Genomic DNA, 15320 nt, shown 5'->3' on the forward strand with positions numbered 1-15320 from the left:
CCCTCGAAGTGGTCCAGGCCCAAGGCGGTCTTCAATTCGCGGTAGTCGTGCTCGATCCGCCAGCGGATCTTGGCCAGGATGACCAGGTCAGCAGGTGCCGTGCGGACGGGCAGGTTGGACAGCCAGTACTTGATCGGTTCGTACTCCTCGTGGGGCCACTGCGCGATCAGGAGACTGACCGGCAGCGTGCCGTCATCGCCCAGGCGGGGTCTGCGGCCGGCCACCCGGACCGTGAGGATCACGAACTGCGAGGTCAGATCACCTTTCGAACCGGCCCGCCAGGTGAGTGTCTGCGCCGCGGCGCGTCCAGCGGCCAGCACGTGTTCACGCAGGCTGACGGGCGTGCTGCGATAACGCGAGCCGGGGTCGCGGGCCGAGCCCGCCGTAGGCAGGCAGCTGCACTACAGCATCGGCCCGGTGGGCGGTGACCGCACCCTTGACCTGCACCACGTAGGACAGACCGCGCTCGTCCAGCGCGGCGCGCAGGTGAGCGTTGTCGCCGTATCCGGCATCAGCGCCCACCACCGGCGCCTTCCGCCCCCAACCTGCCAGCTCATCAAGCATGTCCACGGCAGTCCTCGCAGATAGGCGGCGGCCTTGGCCCGTTGGTCCGAGCGGGTCAATGGGCGGAACACCTCGGCGGCGAACATCTCCACCTGCTCGCGGACATCAACAAGCTGTTCCGGGGTCACCCCCGCATCGAACCGCCAGCCAGCCCGCTCGACCAGCCACAAAAGGCTGACCTAACAAAGCACTACTAGTAGGCGTCTCGCCAGGTTGCGGTTGTTTCGTCCGTTATGCGCTTGGTCAGGTTGTTGATCGACGCGAGGTGGATCAAATGACTCGCTCGCAGATGGCGTTCATCCTCGGCGTCCGCGCCAGAGTGGTGATGATCCGCAGCCCTTCAGCTGTGACGACCTCCCTGAAGGCGGAGGTGAAGAGCGGATCTCGATCGTGGATCAAGAACCGTAGTCCGGCTACGCGCTCCCCCAGGCCCATCACCACGTTGCGGACCTGCTGCACCGCCCATGCCCCGGTCGGGTGCGCGGTCACGCCGGCCAGGTGCAGTCTCCGGGCGCCGTGCTCGATCCGTGGACGCCGCGAGCGGGTAACCCAGGCGCGCCAACTCGCCCTGGATCCGCCGATGCCCCCAGGTCGGGTTCTCCCGCGCCATCTGAACAATCAGCGCCTTGACCGGCCGACGCGTGCCGGGCCGTCCCGGACCTCGCCGGTCGGTGAAGGACCACTTCCGCGCTACGAGGTCACGATGCCAGGGTAAGATCGTCGCCGGGTTGACCGGGAACACCTCCGCCCACCGGCCGCGGCGGACCAGTCGAGACGCCGCAAGCCAGAGCCGGTCGGCGCGACCCCACCGCAGCCGGCCACCGAGCTGGCGGCGGAGGACCTGGTTCTCGTGACGGAGCACCAGCAGCTCAACGTCCTTGGACAGATCAGAGCGGACCAGCACCACAAGCAGGCCGAACAAGCACCTCACCAACCGGTAGACAAGCGACAACAGCACCTCGCGCTGGTCGCAGCCACTGCCCTGATCATGCAGCAGAATCCCAGTTCAGAGCACGAAACCGTATTTCCGAGCGGGACAGGGTGCAGCTGGCTCCCGAGTGCCACGGCCTGGCCACTGCCGTGCGCCGGCACCTGTGGGACGAATGCGAGCTCCACCGAGACCTGCTGACCGAATGGGCCGTAGAGCAGGCAGCCGCCCTCCCAGCGGACGACGCTGGGCGAGTCGTCGACGCACTCCTGGACCTGACGCTCCTCTTCCGAGACAAGGCGATCATCAACAAACTTCGAGACGCGCTCCTCATGCAACGGCGGTCGTCTCTCGCTCAGGCCCTCTCAAAGGCGGCGATCGATCCAAGATTCGGATCGTACATCCGCGGGCGCCTGTACAACTGGCTCTCGAACAACCCCTCCCAGGAGCGCATCGACCTGGTCGCTGAGGTGTGCGGTGGCACCTTCGGCGAGCAAGCTCCAGAAAGGGCTCTGGTCCGCCTCCACCGCGCGGCTCTGAAGAGCGACCCCAGCAGCATCCCCCTGGCAACCGCGTTCACGTCGCTGGCCACAGCCCACCGCCAAACTGTTCTGTGGACACTGATCAAGTGGCTGGACATCCCGGAGTCCGAGCGAGCTGGCATCGTGGCTTTTCTAGGACTCGCCTCCACTCACAAGGGCACGGTCCTGCTCTGCGGCCCTCGTCTGCAGGAGCTCGCCGCCGGCTTCGTTGCTCTGAAGGTATGCAGCGATGGGCGGCCCTGAACGTGCGGCAAATGTCCTTGCTACGACGTATCTGCGACGCCGTAGATCCGGTAAGCGGACGACAGCCCGACCTCGCCTGGTACTGCGGCATCAGCTGGCTGTGCTCCGCCGCCAGGTCGCCGCTCCCCGGCCGTCGTGGGCGGACCGGGCGGTCATTTCCGCGCTGGCGCGGCTCCTGTCCCGACGCCGCCGAGGCCACCTGTTCGTCACACCGCGGCCGCTCCTGCGCTGGCACGCCGACCCGGTGAAGCGACGCTGGAGCTACCTCAAGCACGGCCCGGGACGACCACCGATCCGGCCCACCATTCGCGCCTTGGTGCTGCGATACCGCGCCCCAGGCCGATCGCACAAGTCCAGGCGAGGATGTCAGGGCGCCAGGTGAGTGTCGAATCCCTGCTGCTCGCGTAGCCGCATCGTGTAGCGGAACAGCACGTCTTGCACCCGCTCGCGGTAGTGCTCGCGAATCACGTCGCGGATGTACTGGTCGGAGAACAGAGCCAGACAGGTCTGGCAGTGGTGGGAGTAGCGGTTCTCCCATTCGATGCGTGAATCCTTGGTGGCCGCCCAAGCCAGAATGCGGTCTGGCCCGTCAACCCACAGCCAGATCTTCATGAAGTCGGCGTTGCCGGCCTCGACAAGGTCATTGAACGTGCCTGGCGCCCAGTCCGCATTGAGCTCTGGGATCTTCTCACGCGACAGGCCGCAGCAGAACCCGAACCGGCGATGCGGGGTGATCACGACTGTGTTGAGCACGGATGTGCATCCGCCCCGCATGTGCAGGGTGCGCTGGCTGAGCATCCGGTTCTCCGACTGCTCGATGATGTCGTTGTGGTCCATCGGCATCCAAGGCGACTCCAGGATGCGTAGGCTCGGGTTGTCCCGCTTCAGCCGCCCGGCCATCCGGGGGTCGCCGGCGATATCCGCCGCCGTGACCCGCCGCTCGCGCTGGAGCTCCACCATGATCACGGTGGGCAGTCCGAAGTCTGTGGCCAGGCACGCCGCGTTGACCACCGTGTCCTGGCTGACCCAGCGCTGGTGATAGTCGCCGGTGCTGAGGTTGAGCTCTTTCAGGCCCGCGCGCACCAGTGGTTCGAGCCGTGTCCTGCCGTGTTCTGGGTGCTTCGCCCAGAACCCGTTGGTCACGCACCTGGTGATCATTCCCAGGCTCGTCGCGTATGCCACCGCCGTAACCAGGTCATCACCCAGCAGGAAACACTCCCCGCCGGAGAACACCACCATCTTGCAGGTGGGCAGCTCTGCGGCCTCCTGAATGAACTGGAGAATCTCCGGCAGGCTCAGTCGCTCCGTCAAAAACGGGTTGCTGTCGAAACAGCAGTTCTCACAGCGAGCCGTGCATTTGTACGTTCCCAGAATCGTCACGACTTCCGGCTGAAGCAGCCGCCCAGTCGGTCGGTCGTCTGGCTGTTCAGAGCTGGTCGAGGGTCTGGGCATGCGCGATCACCTCGCCCGCGAACCGAATCATCGCACCGGTGGTGACAAGGTGGCGGGCCGCCTCGGGGTCGCCGCGCAGCGCCTGCGTGGTCGCTCTGTCGATCACCTGGTGGGTGTAGGAGTAGATGTGGTTGTAGACGGTGAGTTCGGCGAACGCCTCCACCGGAACCGCGACGGTGATCGGCGGCGCGACCTCGAAGAAGCCGACGCCGAACTCCTTGCCCACCCCGTAGTTGTCGTCCCATGCCTCCAGCACGGGATGCTCGGCCACTGGCCTTCGCTCCACGATGGCCTGGACGAGTCTTTCCACGTAGTCGCTGATCTGTTCACGGCTGTAGGTCCCGACGAGCAGACCGCGATCGCTCAGATCGTTGAGGGTCACGGTGAAAGAGCGTCGCATGAAGTCTGGCGAGCTCAAGATGTGCTCTACGGCGGCCATGTCGAGCTCGACGGAGTTCTCTATTTCCCCGCGCCGGAGCGCGGCCTGCAGTATCGGCTCGTTCTCATCGGCCCGAGCATCGTAGCCAGAGAGATTCTCGGCCACGAGGTTGAGCAGTTCGGTGTTCGTCAGGACCGCGTAGAAGATGCTGTTGACACGATCGTGGATCTCCGGCGAGGTTTCCGGATGCAGGCCATACCTTGCCAGGACCACATTGGGAGCGCGGATGAATTCCTGCGAGGCCGCCGAATCGGCAAGAATCCGGCTCATGACCCCGTCAACTCGTGCGACATCTCGTCGGACATCCAGAACAAGCGGGTCGTCGCGGCGTGGCTCGGTCATCGTGTCTCCTCAGCCTCGACGACCAGTAACCGGATGATGAGGGGATCGCCACACTCCGTCAACCCCATGAAGCTGATTCCGTCATCTTCTCGGGCCGCCGGGATAGCTTCACGGTGGGAGGGTCAGTTGTCGCGGCACACCACTGTGAACGGGCTGTGGCAGGTGAAGCCGTCGGGATGGCGCACCTCCGCCTGCAGCTGCAGGCACGTGTGCCTGGGCAGAGCAATACGGCCGCGCCCGGCCACGTGGCGTCGGGCAGGCCGAGATCCGTGGCGCCGAGGAACGAGCGGCCGCGGGCTGGAGAAGAAGACCTTGGAAGCCTGCTCCACCGCACCGTTGATTTCACTGAGGAACGCTGAGAACCCCCTCAGCCACGACGGGCAGCGCATGCAGCGGCAGGCCGCTTGCCTGCCTTCCGGGCACGCCCCCGGTCAACGCCGAGCCGATCAAGAAGGTGACCTACAGGTCAGACGCCCTGTAACGACTTCTGAAACGGCACACCACTGCTCATGGGAAGGGTCCGCCCGTAGGCTCGTAAGGTGCACTGGACCACACGGACGCGGGTAGCCACGATCGCCGCGGCGCTGATCGTATGTGCGCTCGCAGGTCGGCTCATCACACCGGACGCATCGCCGGTGGCCATCGCGTCGGCCGTGGTGACGTGCTCGGCGGCCGCAGTGGTCATCGCGCTGCGCTCAGTTCGGCACCGAGCCGCCCTCATCCTGTCGGTGATCGCACCCGCCTCAGCGAGCGTGAGCGTCCTTCATGCTCACCGGTACGGCGACGGGGCGGGCGCCTGGGCGTACATGGAGACGCTCGCCCTCCTGCTGATGATGATCGTCACGGTCAGGAACACGCCGGTACGGCGGGCTGTGGCCGCCGGGCTCGTGAGCGGCCTGGCCGAGTCGTTACTCATCCTGCGTGTGGTCCCGGCCCCGTCGCTGCTGGAAGCCGCGGGACTGTGCGCGTTCTGGGGGCTCGGCGCGGCCGGGGCGGTGGTGATCGGGATGCACCTGCGCTGGCTGGACTCCGAGCGCGTGCGATCGGTGATCGGCGCTCGGCGTGCCCAGCGGCTGAACCTCGCCAGAGACCTGCACGACTTCATCGCACATGACCTCGGAGAGATGGTCATCCACGCGCAAGTGGGCCAGGTCGCATCCGGCCGGGAAAGGGAAACGCTGCGCCACATCGAGCTGACCGGCCAGCGAGCCCTGGCCTCGCTGAGCACCACGGTCAGAGCGCTGCACGAGTTGGACGACGGTGCCGCGACGGACGAGGGGCTGCCCGGCCTCGGAGATCTCCCCCGGGTCGTCGAGGACTTCGCCGCACTGGGCACCGTACCCGCCACGCTCCAGCTGGAACCAGGGCTGGCAGAGAGGTTGCCCAGGCGACTGGGTACGACGCTCGCCAGGATCGTGATCGAGTCGCTGTCCAACGTCCGCCGGCACGCTCCTGATGCCGGGTCCGTCGAGGTGAAGGTCGTCGGTACCGGTACGAACGTGACGACCAGCGTCATCAACGGGCCGGGAAGCAGCACCCCCGCTCACACCTCCACCACCCGGCTGGGCCTTTCCGCCCTGGAGGAACGCGTCAGGTCGCTCGGCGGGCAATTCGCCGCCGCTCCCCTCGCCTGCGGCGGATGGCAGGTGGTGGCCGAAATCCCGGTCGATACACTGCTGCCCGATGACTGAGCCGGAGATACGCGTCCTCATCGCCGACGATCACAAAATCGTTCGTACAGGTCTGCGGATGATCCTGGAGAGCCACGGGGTCATCATTGCGGGCGAGGCCGCCGACGGGGTGGAGGCGGTGGAGTCGGCCCGGCGGCTCCGTCCCGACATCGTCCTTCTCGACATCGAGATGCCCCGCCTGGACGGCATCGAGGTCACGAAGCTGCTCTCCCAGCAGTCCCTGCGGGTGGTGATCCTCACCTCGTTCGACAGCGACGACTACGTCTACGCGGCTCTTCGGAACGGCGCCTCCGGCTACGTGCTCAAACACAGCGGCCCGGCTCTTCTGATCGAAGCCCTGCACGCAGCGATGGCCGGTGACGCCCTCGTCAGCCCTTCGATCACCGTGCGGCTCCTGCGGCACCTGGCCCGGAGAACCGGCACCGCCGAGACCTTCACCGGTGAACCTCTGACCGAGCGGGAAAAGCAGGTACTCAGCCTGCTGGCGCGTGGACAGTCCAATGATGAGATAGCCCGGTCCATGGTCATCGCACCCAGCACGGTGAAGACCCACGTACAGAGCGTCCAGCGCAAACTGGGCGCGCGGAACCGCGTCGAGCTGGCGGCTTGGGCATGGGAGACGGGACACGTCGAGTAGACCGGCGCTGAAGTCGCGGAGCCTCCCCCCTGAGGGGATGCGCCTCCCCGTGACGGAGGATGTGCCAGGCCTTCAGCCGGGAGCATCCTGGCCTGAAATGTCACCGGCGGCAGAGGAGCCCCGAGCATGGCCATCACCCAGCGAACACCGGTGTCGTTATGGAGCCGGTGGCCGATATGGACCATCCGCGCCGCATGGCTCTGGTCAGCGATCTACGCTGTTCTCGGCGTGTTCTGGGCGCTGGGCGGTACGGGTTTCCCTTTCGGCGCCGGCGACGTCAACGCCGCAGGCCAGGGAACACTGCTGGCCGAGGCGACGGCGCCGGTCACTGGTGCGATCATGGCCGCGCTCGGGGCGGCAGGCATGGTCGCCGGCTGGGCGATGTCCAAGCAGGCGAAACGACCGCGGGCGATCCTGCTCCTCTTCGGTTGGGGCCTGGCCGCGCTCCTGGTGCTGGTGCTGCCCGAGATCCGCGCGCTCACCGTCGTGCTGTTCCCGCTCATCTTCCTGATGCTCGACAAGATGGACTGGCCGATGGTGAACTTCCTCATCCTCATGGTCGGAGGCTTCCTCTGGGCCGGCGCCACGCTGGCCTATCAGCGAGCGAGCAGATCGGCGTGCGCCCACTGCGGTCGCGGGGCCGAGGGCGGCAGGGGACGGGCGGAAGCATGGTTGCTACGCCGGGGCCGGATGCTCACGTATCTCGCCGCCGCCGCGCCCTGGGGTTATGCGCTGGTACGGCTGGCCTGGGTGCTGGACCTTCCCCTCGGCGTTCCCCCGGAGTTCCTGCGGCAGATGGAATCCGCCAACGGCGGAGCAGGCGCCAAGGGCATGGAACTCGCCCTTGTCGGAATGTGCGCCGCCGGCTCCGTCCTGACCGTAGGGCTGGTGCGACGCTGGGGAGAGGTGTGGCCGGGCTGGGTTCTCGGGCTCGCCGGCCGTCCTGTCCCGGTGGCCTTTCCTGTGGCGTTCGCGGGCCTTGCGGCGGTCGGCGTCACCGCTGTCGGCCTGTCCTGGGCGCGCGGCCTGCCCGAGTTCGTCGCCAACGGCCTGACCCTTGAAATCGAAGGCTATCGAATGGGACCGATCTTCGGCCTGCCCATCCCGTCGTTTCTCGTCTGGGGCGTCTCGCTCGGTCTTGCGGCCCTTGCGTACTACTACCGGCGCACGGGCGACTGTGTACATTGCCGCACCGCACCGACGGATCGACAATGAGATGAAGCGGCTCACGATGTTTCGTCAGTGGTCGGGAGGCGGGATTCCTTCCGACCACCCGACCGGTCATAGGACGCGGAGGCGGAGGCGGGTGGCCGACGTCGGCGACCGCACCATGCAGGTCACCCGAACCGCCTTGGACACGGGCAACGGTCAAGGAATCCATGTTTGCTCGGTGGTTGCTCGCGTGTGCCCGGTACGGCCCGGCACGCGGTGGCATCACCCGGCAGACCCACGGGGACGCCGGTCGACAGAACGGCACGAGATGGCACGTCGCGGCACCGGATGGCATTGAACCCGTCGGCTTTCAATCCGTAGGTTCCGGGTTCGAGCCCCGGGCGCCTTACCATCTCTCACCCTATCCGACCTGGGGTTCATGTTGCGGGGTGCGTTGCCGGTGCGGGCTTGGGAGTGGTCTTCGCCGTAGGTGACGTCGCGGATGTAGTGGAGCTTGTTTTCGGGGCGTTCTCGGCCTGCGTCCGCAGGCGGCCGGTCAGCCACGTGTTGAGGATCGCATCGAACAGGTCGGCGTCGACGACCTCCAGCAACCGGCGGATCGTCGCCTCGTGTGGTGGCCGATGAGCTCCGATCATGGGGTCGCGTCTGACCTCCAATGCGGCCTGGACCTGGACCGGGGCATCAGCGATCCATTCACCGATCGCGGTAAAGGACCGCGCTCCGGCCAGGACCGCCGCCGCGGCCACTGCCAGGATCGAAGCCAGCGCATGTCGAATCCCGCGTCGATCGCGTGGATCGGGAACCAGTCGTAGCTGATCCAGCAGGCTGGCGTACTCGGCGACTACGACGGGCCTGCAGTCGCAGGCCGCTTCGGCGAGTTGGTCCAGGACAGGGTTGATCGGCAATGATGAGGGGGCAGGCACGGCCTTCTCTGATCATTTGGCGTAGAGAACCTCATGATCTCGAAGATCGTGCCTGCTTACTTACCCGGCCCGCCTCGCGCCCGTCATCCCGCGAACCGGACATAACATCCTTCAATGCCACTATGCCGAGGCCCTGCCCCGAAAGGCAGCCGAGCCTTGAGCCCTTTCCGGCAGGCGGTCATGGTGGTGCGCTGGTTCCGCGGCGAGCACGATGTCCCCAAGCTCGGCCGTGACCATCGCATCTCCCGAGCCACCGCCTACCGCTACCTCCACGAGGGCATCGAAGTCCTCGCAGCTCAAGCCCCTGATCTGCACGAAGCCCTCGAGCGCGCCCAAGCCGAAGGACTGGCATACGTGATCCTCGATGGCACCCTGATCCCCATCGATCGCTGCGCCGAGCAGACCCTCAGCGTCAAGGGCGAACCCATCGACGCCTGGTACTCCGGCAAGGCCCACCAGCACGCCGGCAACCTCCAAGCCCTGTCGGCACCCGACGGACTGCCGTTGTGGCGCGCGACCAGCGAGCGGCTGATCGGCACCTACCGTCAGGTGCTGGAACGTCTCGACCCTGGCAGCGAGACCTCGGCCGCCGGGGTCGAGGCGGTGGCGCGGGCGATGGAGGCGATGATCTCGTGCGGGGCGGGCGCCAGGCAGGTCCAGGCGCTGGGCGAGATGCTGTCGGCGCTCGTGGTGCAGACCCACAGCGTGCAGGCGGTGCGGGCGGCGGTGGAGCAGGCCGGCGGGTTCGCCGCGCAGCTGGCCGACATCGAGGAGGTGGCCGCCTTCCACGGCGACGCGCACGAGGTGCCGGTGTACCGGTTCTTCAAGAAGGACCGACCGGCGCCGCCCCGGCATGGTGGCGCGCCGGCACTTCGAGGCGATGGTGTTCTGCTACCTGGCTGAGGAACTGCGCACCGGGGATGTGGCCGTGCTCGGCTCGAACGAGTACGCCGACTGGAGCGCGCACCTGCTGCCCTGGGAAGAGTGCCAGCCACGGCTGGCGGCGTTCTGCGAGAAGGTCGGGCTGCCCGATACGCCTGACGGTTTGTCGCCCACCTCAAGGACGCCCATTTGAGTGCGGCCGCGCATCCTGGACGCCGGCTACCTCGACAACGCCGACCTGGTCATCGACGAGGGTGGTGTGCCCACCCTCAAGCGCCGCCGCGGTAAGGGCAGCGATGCCGAGGCCGAACGGCTGGCGGCCGAGATCGAACGCCACTTCGGTCCGGCCTCCGGCTCCGACCCCAAGATCAAGGACAAGCTGGGGCGGTACTCGCTGGCCGTGTTCACCGGCGGCATCAACATCGGCCCGTACGAGGCTGCCAAGCACATCGCGGGCGTCACCGCCCACGAGCTGTCCATGGTCCGCAACCGGCACATCACCCTGAAGAAGCTGAACGCCGCCATCGCCGATGTGGTCAACGCCTTCGCCGAACTGGACGTGGTCCAGGCATGGGGGGATGGCAGCACGGTGGCCGCCGACGGCACCCAGGTGGACACCTACATCGATAATCTCCTGGCCGAGACCAGCATCCGATACGGAGGATTTGGCGGCATCGCCCACCACTACATCTCCGACACCTACGTCGCGCTCTTCTCCCGCTTCATCCCGTGCGGGGTGTGGGAGGCGGTGCACCTGATCGAGGGGCAGCTGGCGAATGCCTCCGACACCCAGCCCTCCACCGTGCACGCCGACACCCAAGGCCAGAACTTCCCGGTCTTCACCCTGGCCACCTTGTTCGGGTTCGACCTGATGCCGCGCATCCGCAACTTCAAGGACCTGATCTTCTTCCGCGCCTCGGAGAAGATCGTCTACCCGCACATCGACCAGCTGTTCGGCGAGAGCGGCCGCAACGTCATCGACTGGAAGCTGATCGACAAGCACTGGATCGACCTGATGCAGGTGGCCATCTCCATCAGCGAGGGCCGGCTGAGCTCGGCCACGCTGATGCGACGCCTGCGGTACAACTCCCGCAAGAACCGCATCTACAAGGCGTTCCGGGAGGCCGGCCGCAGCGTACGTACCGTCGCCCTGCTGCGGTATCTGGCCGACCCGGCGTTGCGGGCCCGGGTCACCGCGGCGACCAACAAGGTCGAGTCCTACAACGGGTTCTCCAAGTGGCTCGGCTTCGGCGGGGTGCTGGCCGCCAACGACCCCGAAGAGCAGGAGAAACTGATCAAGTTCAACACGCTGCTGGCCAACCTGGTCGTCTTCCACAACGCGCTGGACATCTCCGACGTCGTGCGGCAGTTGGTCGCCGAGGGCTGGAGCATCACTGCCGACCAGCTCGGCCAGATCGCCCCGTACCTGCGGGCCCATATCAGCCGCTTCGGCGCGTACGCCACCGACGAGCTACGTCATCGGCCGGATCCGTTCGATCCCCTGCTGAAGGGGGTCGACTTCGCCGACGTCGAGCTGGCCGCTTGATCGCCCAGCCGTTGGTGCCGTTGGCGAATGCGCTGGGGCCGGGTCGGATGGCCTAGGAAGAAGGACTGGCCCCCGTTGCCTGACTGGACTCGCTGGACGCCGCCTCAGGCCGCTCCGCCGTACTTGTCACACGGGGTACGGCGGAGCGGGGCGCTCAGCCCTCGTCGGGAATCACCGGCTCGAAGACGTCAATAGATACGCAGAGCCCCTGTCGGGGCGAGGTCGTTCTTGCCCGTCGGTGCCCGGGGTCTGCCTTCGGTACTGGCCTGGGGCTTGGCCGTACTGGCGTTTGAAGGCCTTGGCGAAGGCGAACTCCGAGGTGTAGCCGGTTTGTTCGGCGATGCCGCGCAGGGGTGCGTCGCCTTCGCGCAGGAGCCTGGCGGCGGTCGTCATGCGCCACCAGGTGAGGTAGGTCAGGGGTGGGCGGCCCGCAAGGGTGGCGAACCGCTTGGCGAAGGTGGCCCGGGACATTCCGGCCAGGGCGGCGAGTTCCTCGACGGTCCAGGACCGTTCGGGGTGGGTGTGGATGGCACGCAGCGCCGACATCATGGCGGGGTCGTTGAAGATCGCGGCCCATCCGGTGGGGGTGCGGGCCGCTTGCTCGTCGAGCCAGGCCCGCAGGATGAACAGCAGCAGCATGTCGATGAGCGAGGTCAGGATCGCGGTGGTCCCGGCCTGCGGGGTGGCCAGTTCGCGGCCGAGGAGCTCGACGGTGGCTCGCAGGGAGGTATGCCGGCCGACCTCGGCCGGCAATCGGATGATCTCGGGCAGTTCGTCGAGCAGGGGATGGGTTCGGTCGTGGTCGAAGTAGTAGGCGGCGCACAGCAGCGTGGCGGTGGGGCCGGCGCCGTCGATGCGTACTTGGTCGAGCGGGGCGTCGCCGTCGTCGGGGCGCGGCCGGAACTCCACCACCGGGCTGTCGGGATGGTCGGCCAAGGCGTAGCCGGTCACTCCCGGGAGGAAGACCACGTCTCCGACGTTCAGCGCCTGCGGTGTGCCGTTGGCTGGCATCAGCCAGCAGGAGCCCTGCAGGATCACGTGGCAGCCCGCCCCATCCCCGGGCGGGAAGCGCACTCCCCAGGGAGCTCGGGCGCGGGTGCGCGCCGCGTGAGGCCGGCCGCCGCGCATGGCGGTGAGCACGTCGCTAAGCATGTCCACAGAAGCACCTTAACGCCATCTCCTTCAGACGTTCGGACATGAATTGCAGAGCATCGGCCATGGTTCGTCGCGGTGGTCGATCCTACGGTTGTCTTCCGGGCGGCCAGCCGCCGTCCGTGACCTTGGTGATTTGGAGACTCTCTTGTCGTTGCATGTCGTGGTGGGGGCCGGCCCCACCGGAAGTGCCGTGGCGCGCCTGCTGGCCGAGTCGGGGGAACGCGTGCGCGTGGTGTCGCGGCGCGGTGCCGGACCGGATCATCCGCGCATCGAACGGGTGGCGGTCGACGCCAGGAACGTCGAGGCCCTGGTGGAGGCGGCGAAGGGCGCGACCGCCCTGTTCAACTGCGCGATGCCGCCCTATGACCAGTGGCCCGCCGAGTGGCCGCCCCTGGCCGGGGCGTTGCTGTCGGCCGCGGAACGGACCGACGCGGACTACATCATGCTGGGCAACACCTACGGCTATGGGGCTGTCGACGGCCCCATCACCGAGGCGCTGCCAATGGCGGCCACGACCGTGAAGGGCCAGGTCCGCGCGCAGATGTGGATCGACGCGCTGGCCGCCCACCAGGCGGGCCGGGTCCGCGTCACGGAAGTGCGCGCCAGCGAATACCTCGGCGCGGGTGCCGCCTCGCTCTACACCATGCTGGTCGTTCCCGCGGTGCTGGCCGGGCAGCCGGTGTCCTATCCCGGTGATCTCGACGTGCCGCACAGTTGGAGCCACACCGGTGATGTGGCGCACACGTTGGTCGCCGCCAGCCGGTACGACGGGGCGTTCGGCCGCGCCTGGCACGTGCCGTCCACCTCCGACCTGTCGATCCGGACGCTGACCGCGCGGCTCGCCGAGATCGCCGGGACGGCAGCACCGGCGCTGAGCGTCATGTCGAAGGAGGAGCTGCAACGGCTGGGCCAAACCGACCCGATCATGGCGGAGATTCCCGAGATGCGTTACCTCTACCAGCAGCCGCACGTCCTGGACTCCACCCGGACGGAACGCGAACTCGACCTCAAACCCGCCCCGCTCGACGACGTCCTGGCCGAGACCGTCAAGTCGGCCACCACCACGCTGAGGAGTGCCCGATGACGACCACCTTCCGGGCCGGTGAGGTGGCCAGAACGCTGGTCAAGGAGATCCCCGTGGCGTGGGTCGAGCCCGAGCCGCGGCGCTCCCGGGCTCCGCTGGCGTTGTGGCTGCCGCACCTGACCTCAACCAAGGAGGAGTACCTGCCCATTCTGGCAGCTGGCCGAGGCAGGGTTCGTCGCCGTCAGCTTTGACCCTGGCGGCACGGCGAGCGCGGCACCGAATCCCCAGAACAGATCGCCGAGCGCGTCATGGAGGACTTCCGCCGTCACATGTGGCCGCTGCGTATGAAGGCACGGTCAGGCGGCGAACCTTGAGATGACCGCCGCGCTCGGCGAGTTCGGCGTGGCCTGCTTCGCGCTCTACCTGATGCACGACTGCAACGGGCCCCTCTTCAAGGGGTGCGGGTCCAAGAGGGCTCGGCCTCGTCTACCGGGCCGGCTTGGCCTTGTCGGCCGGCCCGGCCTGCCCGTCGCAGAACACCTGCTTGAGGAGGTTGTCCCGGGCCTTCGCGAAGGCTGCCAGGTCGGGGGCGGTGTCTCCGTAGGTGATGGAGGCGGTCCAGGTCTTCTTGCCGTCGGGGGTGCTGTACATCGCCGCCACGTAGCCCCCCGCGGTGCTGCCGTTGTGATGCAGGACGGTGCCGCAGCCCGGGCCCAGGTCCAGGTCCTGCACGTATGTCCCGAGGCCGTAGCCGCCGAAGGGGCCGGCGCTCTTCGGGTGCGGCTTGCGCATCTCGGCCAGCAGCTTGGCCGGCACGAGCTTGCCGCTGTTCAGCGCGGAGTAGAAGGTGTGGAGGTCCTTGGTGGTGGAGATCATGTCGCCGGCGCCGGCCGCCATGGAGGGGTTCTGGCGGGTGACGTCGATCACCTTCCACTTTTCGGCGGCGTCCTGGTAGCGGAAGTAGCCGTGGGCGTGCGGCTTGGGGAGGTCCGTGGTGCCCGGCACCACCGTGCCTCGCAGTTTGAGCGGGTCCAGGATGCGCTGCTTCATCGCCTCGGTGATCGACTGGCCGGTGACCTTCTCGATCAGTAGCTGTGCCAGCGTGTAGCCGGTGTTGGAGTAGCTCCAGCTCGTCCCCGGCTCGAACCGCGCCGGCCTGGACAACCCGAACCGCACCAGCTCCTCCGGCTGGTAGGTCTTGAACCGGGCGTCCGCCCATTCCTTGCCCCCTGAGGGGATGCCCGGCTCGACCGATCCGTCGGGGCGGAACTCGCCGGTGTAGTTGTACAGCCCGCTGGTGTGCTGCAGCAGCATCCGCACGGTGATCTTCCGGTCCAGCTTGAACTCGGGCAGGTGGTCGGCCACCGGTTCGTCCAGGCCGAGGTCGCCGTCGGCCACCAGTTGCAGCACCACCGTCGCGATGAAGGTCTTGGTGCTGCTGCCGATCCGGAACAGCCCGTTGGTCGCCGGCTTCGCGCTCGTGCCGAGCTTGCGCCGCCCGGCGCTGCCGACCCACTCGCCCTGCTCATCGTTGACGCGCGTCTGCACGCCGAGGAAACCGGCGTCGACGATCGCCTGGATGGCCTTCTGCAGTTCCGGGCGGCCCTGTCCGACAGCGGCCTTCGGTGCGGCCCCGCTGTCCGCGGTGGCCGAAGCGGGTGTGGCCGCCCCGGCCAGCAGCGTGGCCGCCAGTGCCGTGACCGCCACCGGCCGGAGCGCCTTCGGTGTCCGGGCCCTGGTGTTCTTGGCGGTGGGGAGGGATTCATTCATGGCCGTTCC

General features: G+C 67.4%; 12 protein-coding genes and 3 pseudogenes. 7 read left to right on the top strand and 8 right to left on the bottom strand.

The window, feature by feature from the left end; translation table 11 throughout:
* The 3 genes and pseudogenes from V5E28_RS49385 to V5E28_RS00015 all read right to left on the bottom strand — a co-directional run.
* Nucleotides 1–609: pseudogene (locus V5E28_RS49385) on the bottom strand (transposase); the annotation flags it as partial.
* A 148-nt stretch (nucleotides 610–757) separates the two neighbouring features.
* Nucleotides 758–871: pseudogene (locus V5E28_RS49390) on the bottom strand (IS5/IS1182 family transposase); the annotation flags it as partial.
* Nucleotides 835–1053 (bottom strand): hypothetical protein, encoded by a 219-nt coding sequence (locus V5E28_RS00015; protein WP_336203706.1) that lies wholly within the window; start codon nucleotides 1051–1053, stop codon nucleotides 835–837. The pseudogene V5E28_RS49390 and the gene V5E28_RS00015, both read right to left, overlap by 37 nt.
* 591 nt (nucleotides 1054–1644) lie before the next feature.
* Between V5E28_RS00015 and V5E28_RS00020 the strand changes: the two genes are divergently transcribed.
* Nucleotides 1645–2277, top strand: a complete 633-nt coding sequence (locus V5E28_RS00020) for a hypothetical protein (RefSeq protein WP_336203708.1) — start codon at nucleotides 1645–1647, stop codon at nucleotides 2275–2277.
* A 366-nt stretch (nucleotides 2278–2643) separates the two neighbouring features.
* On the opposite strand, the gene V5E28_RS00025 is transcribed toward V5E28_RS00020, so the two are convergent.
* Nucleotides 2644–3657, bottom strand: a complete 1014-nt coding sequence (locus tag V5E28_RS00025; RefSeq protein ID WP_336203710.1) for a radical SAM protein — start codon at nucleotides 3655–3657, stop codon at nucleotides 2644–2646.
* Between the two features lie 46 nt (nucleotides 3658–3703).
* On the bottom strand, nucleotides 3704–4510 hold the full coding sequence (locus V5E28_RS00030) for a hypothetical protein (RefSeq protein WP_336203711.1): 807 nt from the start codon (nucleotides 4508–4510) through the stop codon (nucleotides 3704–3706).
* 539 nt (nucleotides 4511–5049) lie between these two features.
* On the opposite strand from V5E28_RS00030, the gene V5E28_RS00035 reads away from it, so the two are divergent.
* From V5E28_RS00035 to V5E28_RS00045, 3 genes are all read left to right on the top strand, one after another.
* On the top strand, nucleotides 5050–6201 hold the full coding sequence (locus V5E28_RS00035) for a sensor histidine kinase (protein ID WP_336203712.1): 1152 nt from the start codon (nucleotides 5050–5052) through the stop codon (nucleotides 6199–6201).
* On the top strand, nucleotides 6194–6838 hold the full coding sequence (locus V5E28_RS00040; protein ID WP_336203713.1) for a response regulator transcription factor: 645 nt from the start codon (nucleotides 6194–6196) through the stop codon (nucleotides 6836–6838). Before V5E28_RS00035 ends, V5E28_RS00040 begins: the two co-directional genes overlap by 8 nt.
* 126 nt (nucleotides 6839–6964) lie before the next feature.
* Nucleotides 6965–8053, top strand: a complete 1089-nt coding sequence (locus V5E28_RS00045) for a hypothetical protein (protein ID WP_336203714.1) — start codon at nucleotides 6965–6967, stop codon at nucleotides 8051–8053.
* A gap of 374 nt (nucleotides 8054–8427) precedes the next feature.
* Here V5E28_RS00045 and V5E28_RS00050 read toward each other — a convergent pair whose 3' ends face one another.
* A complete protein-coding gene (locus V5E28_RS00050; protein ID WP_336203715.1) occupies nucleotides 8428–8916 on the bottom strand; it encodes a transposase family protein in 489 nt (162 codons plus the stop codon).
* Nucleotides 8917–9654: 738 nt separating this feature from the next.
* On the opposite strand from V5E28_RS00050, the pseudogene V5E28_RS00065 reads away from it, so the two are divergent.
* A pseudogene (locus V5E28_RS00065) lies at nucleotides 9655–11362 on the top strand (transposase); the annotation flags it as partial.
* Between the two features lie 171 nt (nucleotides 11363–11533).
* Here the strand turns inward: V5E28_RS00065 and V5E28_RS00070 are convergent.
* Nucleotides 11534–12514, bottom strand: coding sequence for an AraC family transcriptional regulator (locus V5E28_RS00070; RefSeq protein WP_336204897.1), 981 nt, complete (start codon nucleotides 12512–12514; stop codon nucleotides 11534–11536).
* Between the two features lie 148 nt (nucleotides 12515–12662).
* On the opposite strand from V5E28_RS00070, the gene V5E28_RS00075 reads away from it, so the two are divergent.
* Nucleotides 12663–13601, top strand: coding sequence for an NAD-dependent epimerase/dehydratase family protein (locus V5E28_RS00075; RefSeq protein ID WP_336203719.1), 939 nt, complete (start codon nucleotides 12663–12665; stop codon nucleotides 13599–13601).
* Nucleotides 13598–13792 carry a hypothetical protein gene (locus V5E28_RS00080; protein ID WP_336203720.1) on the top strand — a complete coding sequence of 65 codons (195 nt, stop codon included), beginning with the start codon at nucleotides 13598–13600 and terminating at the stop codon, nucleotides 13790–13792. Before V5E28_RS00075 ends, V5E28_RS00080 begins: the two co-directional genes overlap by 4 nt.
* A 235-nt stretch (nucleotides 13793–14027) precedes the next feature.
* On the opposite strand, the gene V5E28_RS00085 is transcribed toward V5E28_RS00080, so the two are convergent.
* Nucleotides 14028–15311 carry a serine hydrolase domain-containing protein gene (locus V5E28_RS00085; RefSeq protein WP_336203721.1) on the bottom strand — a complete coding sequence of 428 codons (1284 nt, stop codon included), beginning with the start codon at nucleotides 15309–15311 and terminating at the stop codon, nucleotides 14028–14030.
* Nucleotides 15312–15320 lie beyond the last annotated feature (9 nt).

This window comes from Nonomuraea sp. LPB2021202275-12-8 (genome assembly GCF_037044575.1).
Classification (GTDB): Bacteria; Actinomycetota; Actinomycetes; order Streptosporangiales; family Streptosporangiaceae; genus Nonomuraea.

Bases quoted from the DNA above. Each gene is read 5' to 3' on its own strand.
- V5E28_RS00080 (WP_336203720.1), top strand. From the start codon at position 13,598: ATGACGACCACCTTCCGGGCCGGTGAGGTGGCCAGAACGCTGGTCAAG.
- V5E28_RS00045 (WP_336203714.1), top strand. From the start codon at position 6,965: ATGGCCATCACCCAGCGAACACCGGTGTCGTTATGGAGCCGGTGGCCG.
- V5E28_RS00040 (WP_336203713.1), top strand. From the start codon at position 6,194: ATGACTGAGCCGGAGATACGCGTCCTCATCGCCGACGATCACAAAATC.
- V5E28_RS00070 (WP_336204897.1), bottom strand. From the start codon at position 12,514: ATGCTTAGCGACGTGCTCACCGCCATGCGCGGCGGCCGGCCTCACGCG.
- V5E28_RS00085 (WP_336203721.1), bottom strand. From the start codon at position 15,311: ATGAATGAATCCCTCCCCACCGCCAAGAACACCAGGGCCCGGACACCG.
- V5E28_RS00030 (WP_336203711.1), bottom strand. From the start codon at position 4,510: ATGACCGAGCCACGCCGCGACGACCCGCTTGTTCTGGATGTCCGACGA.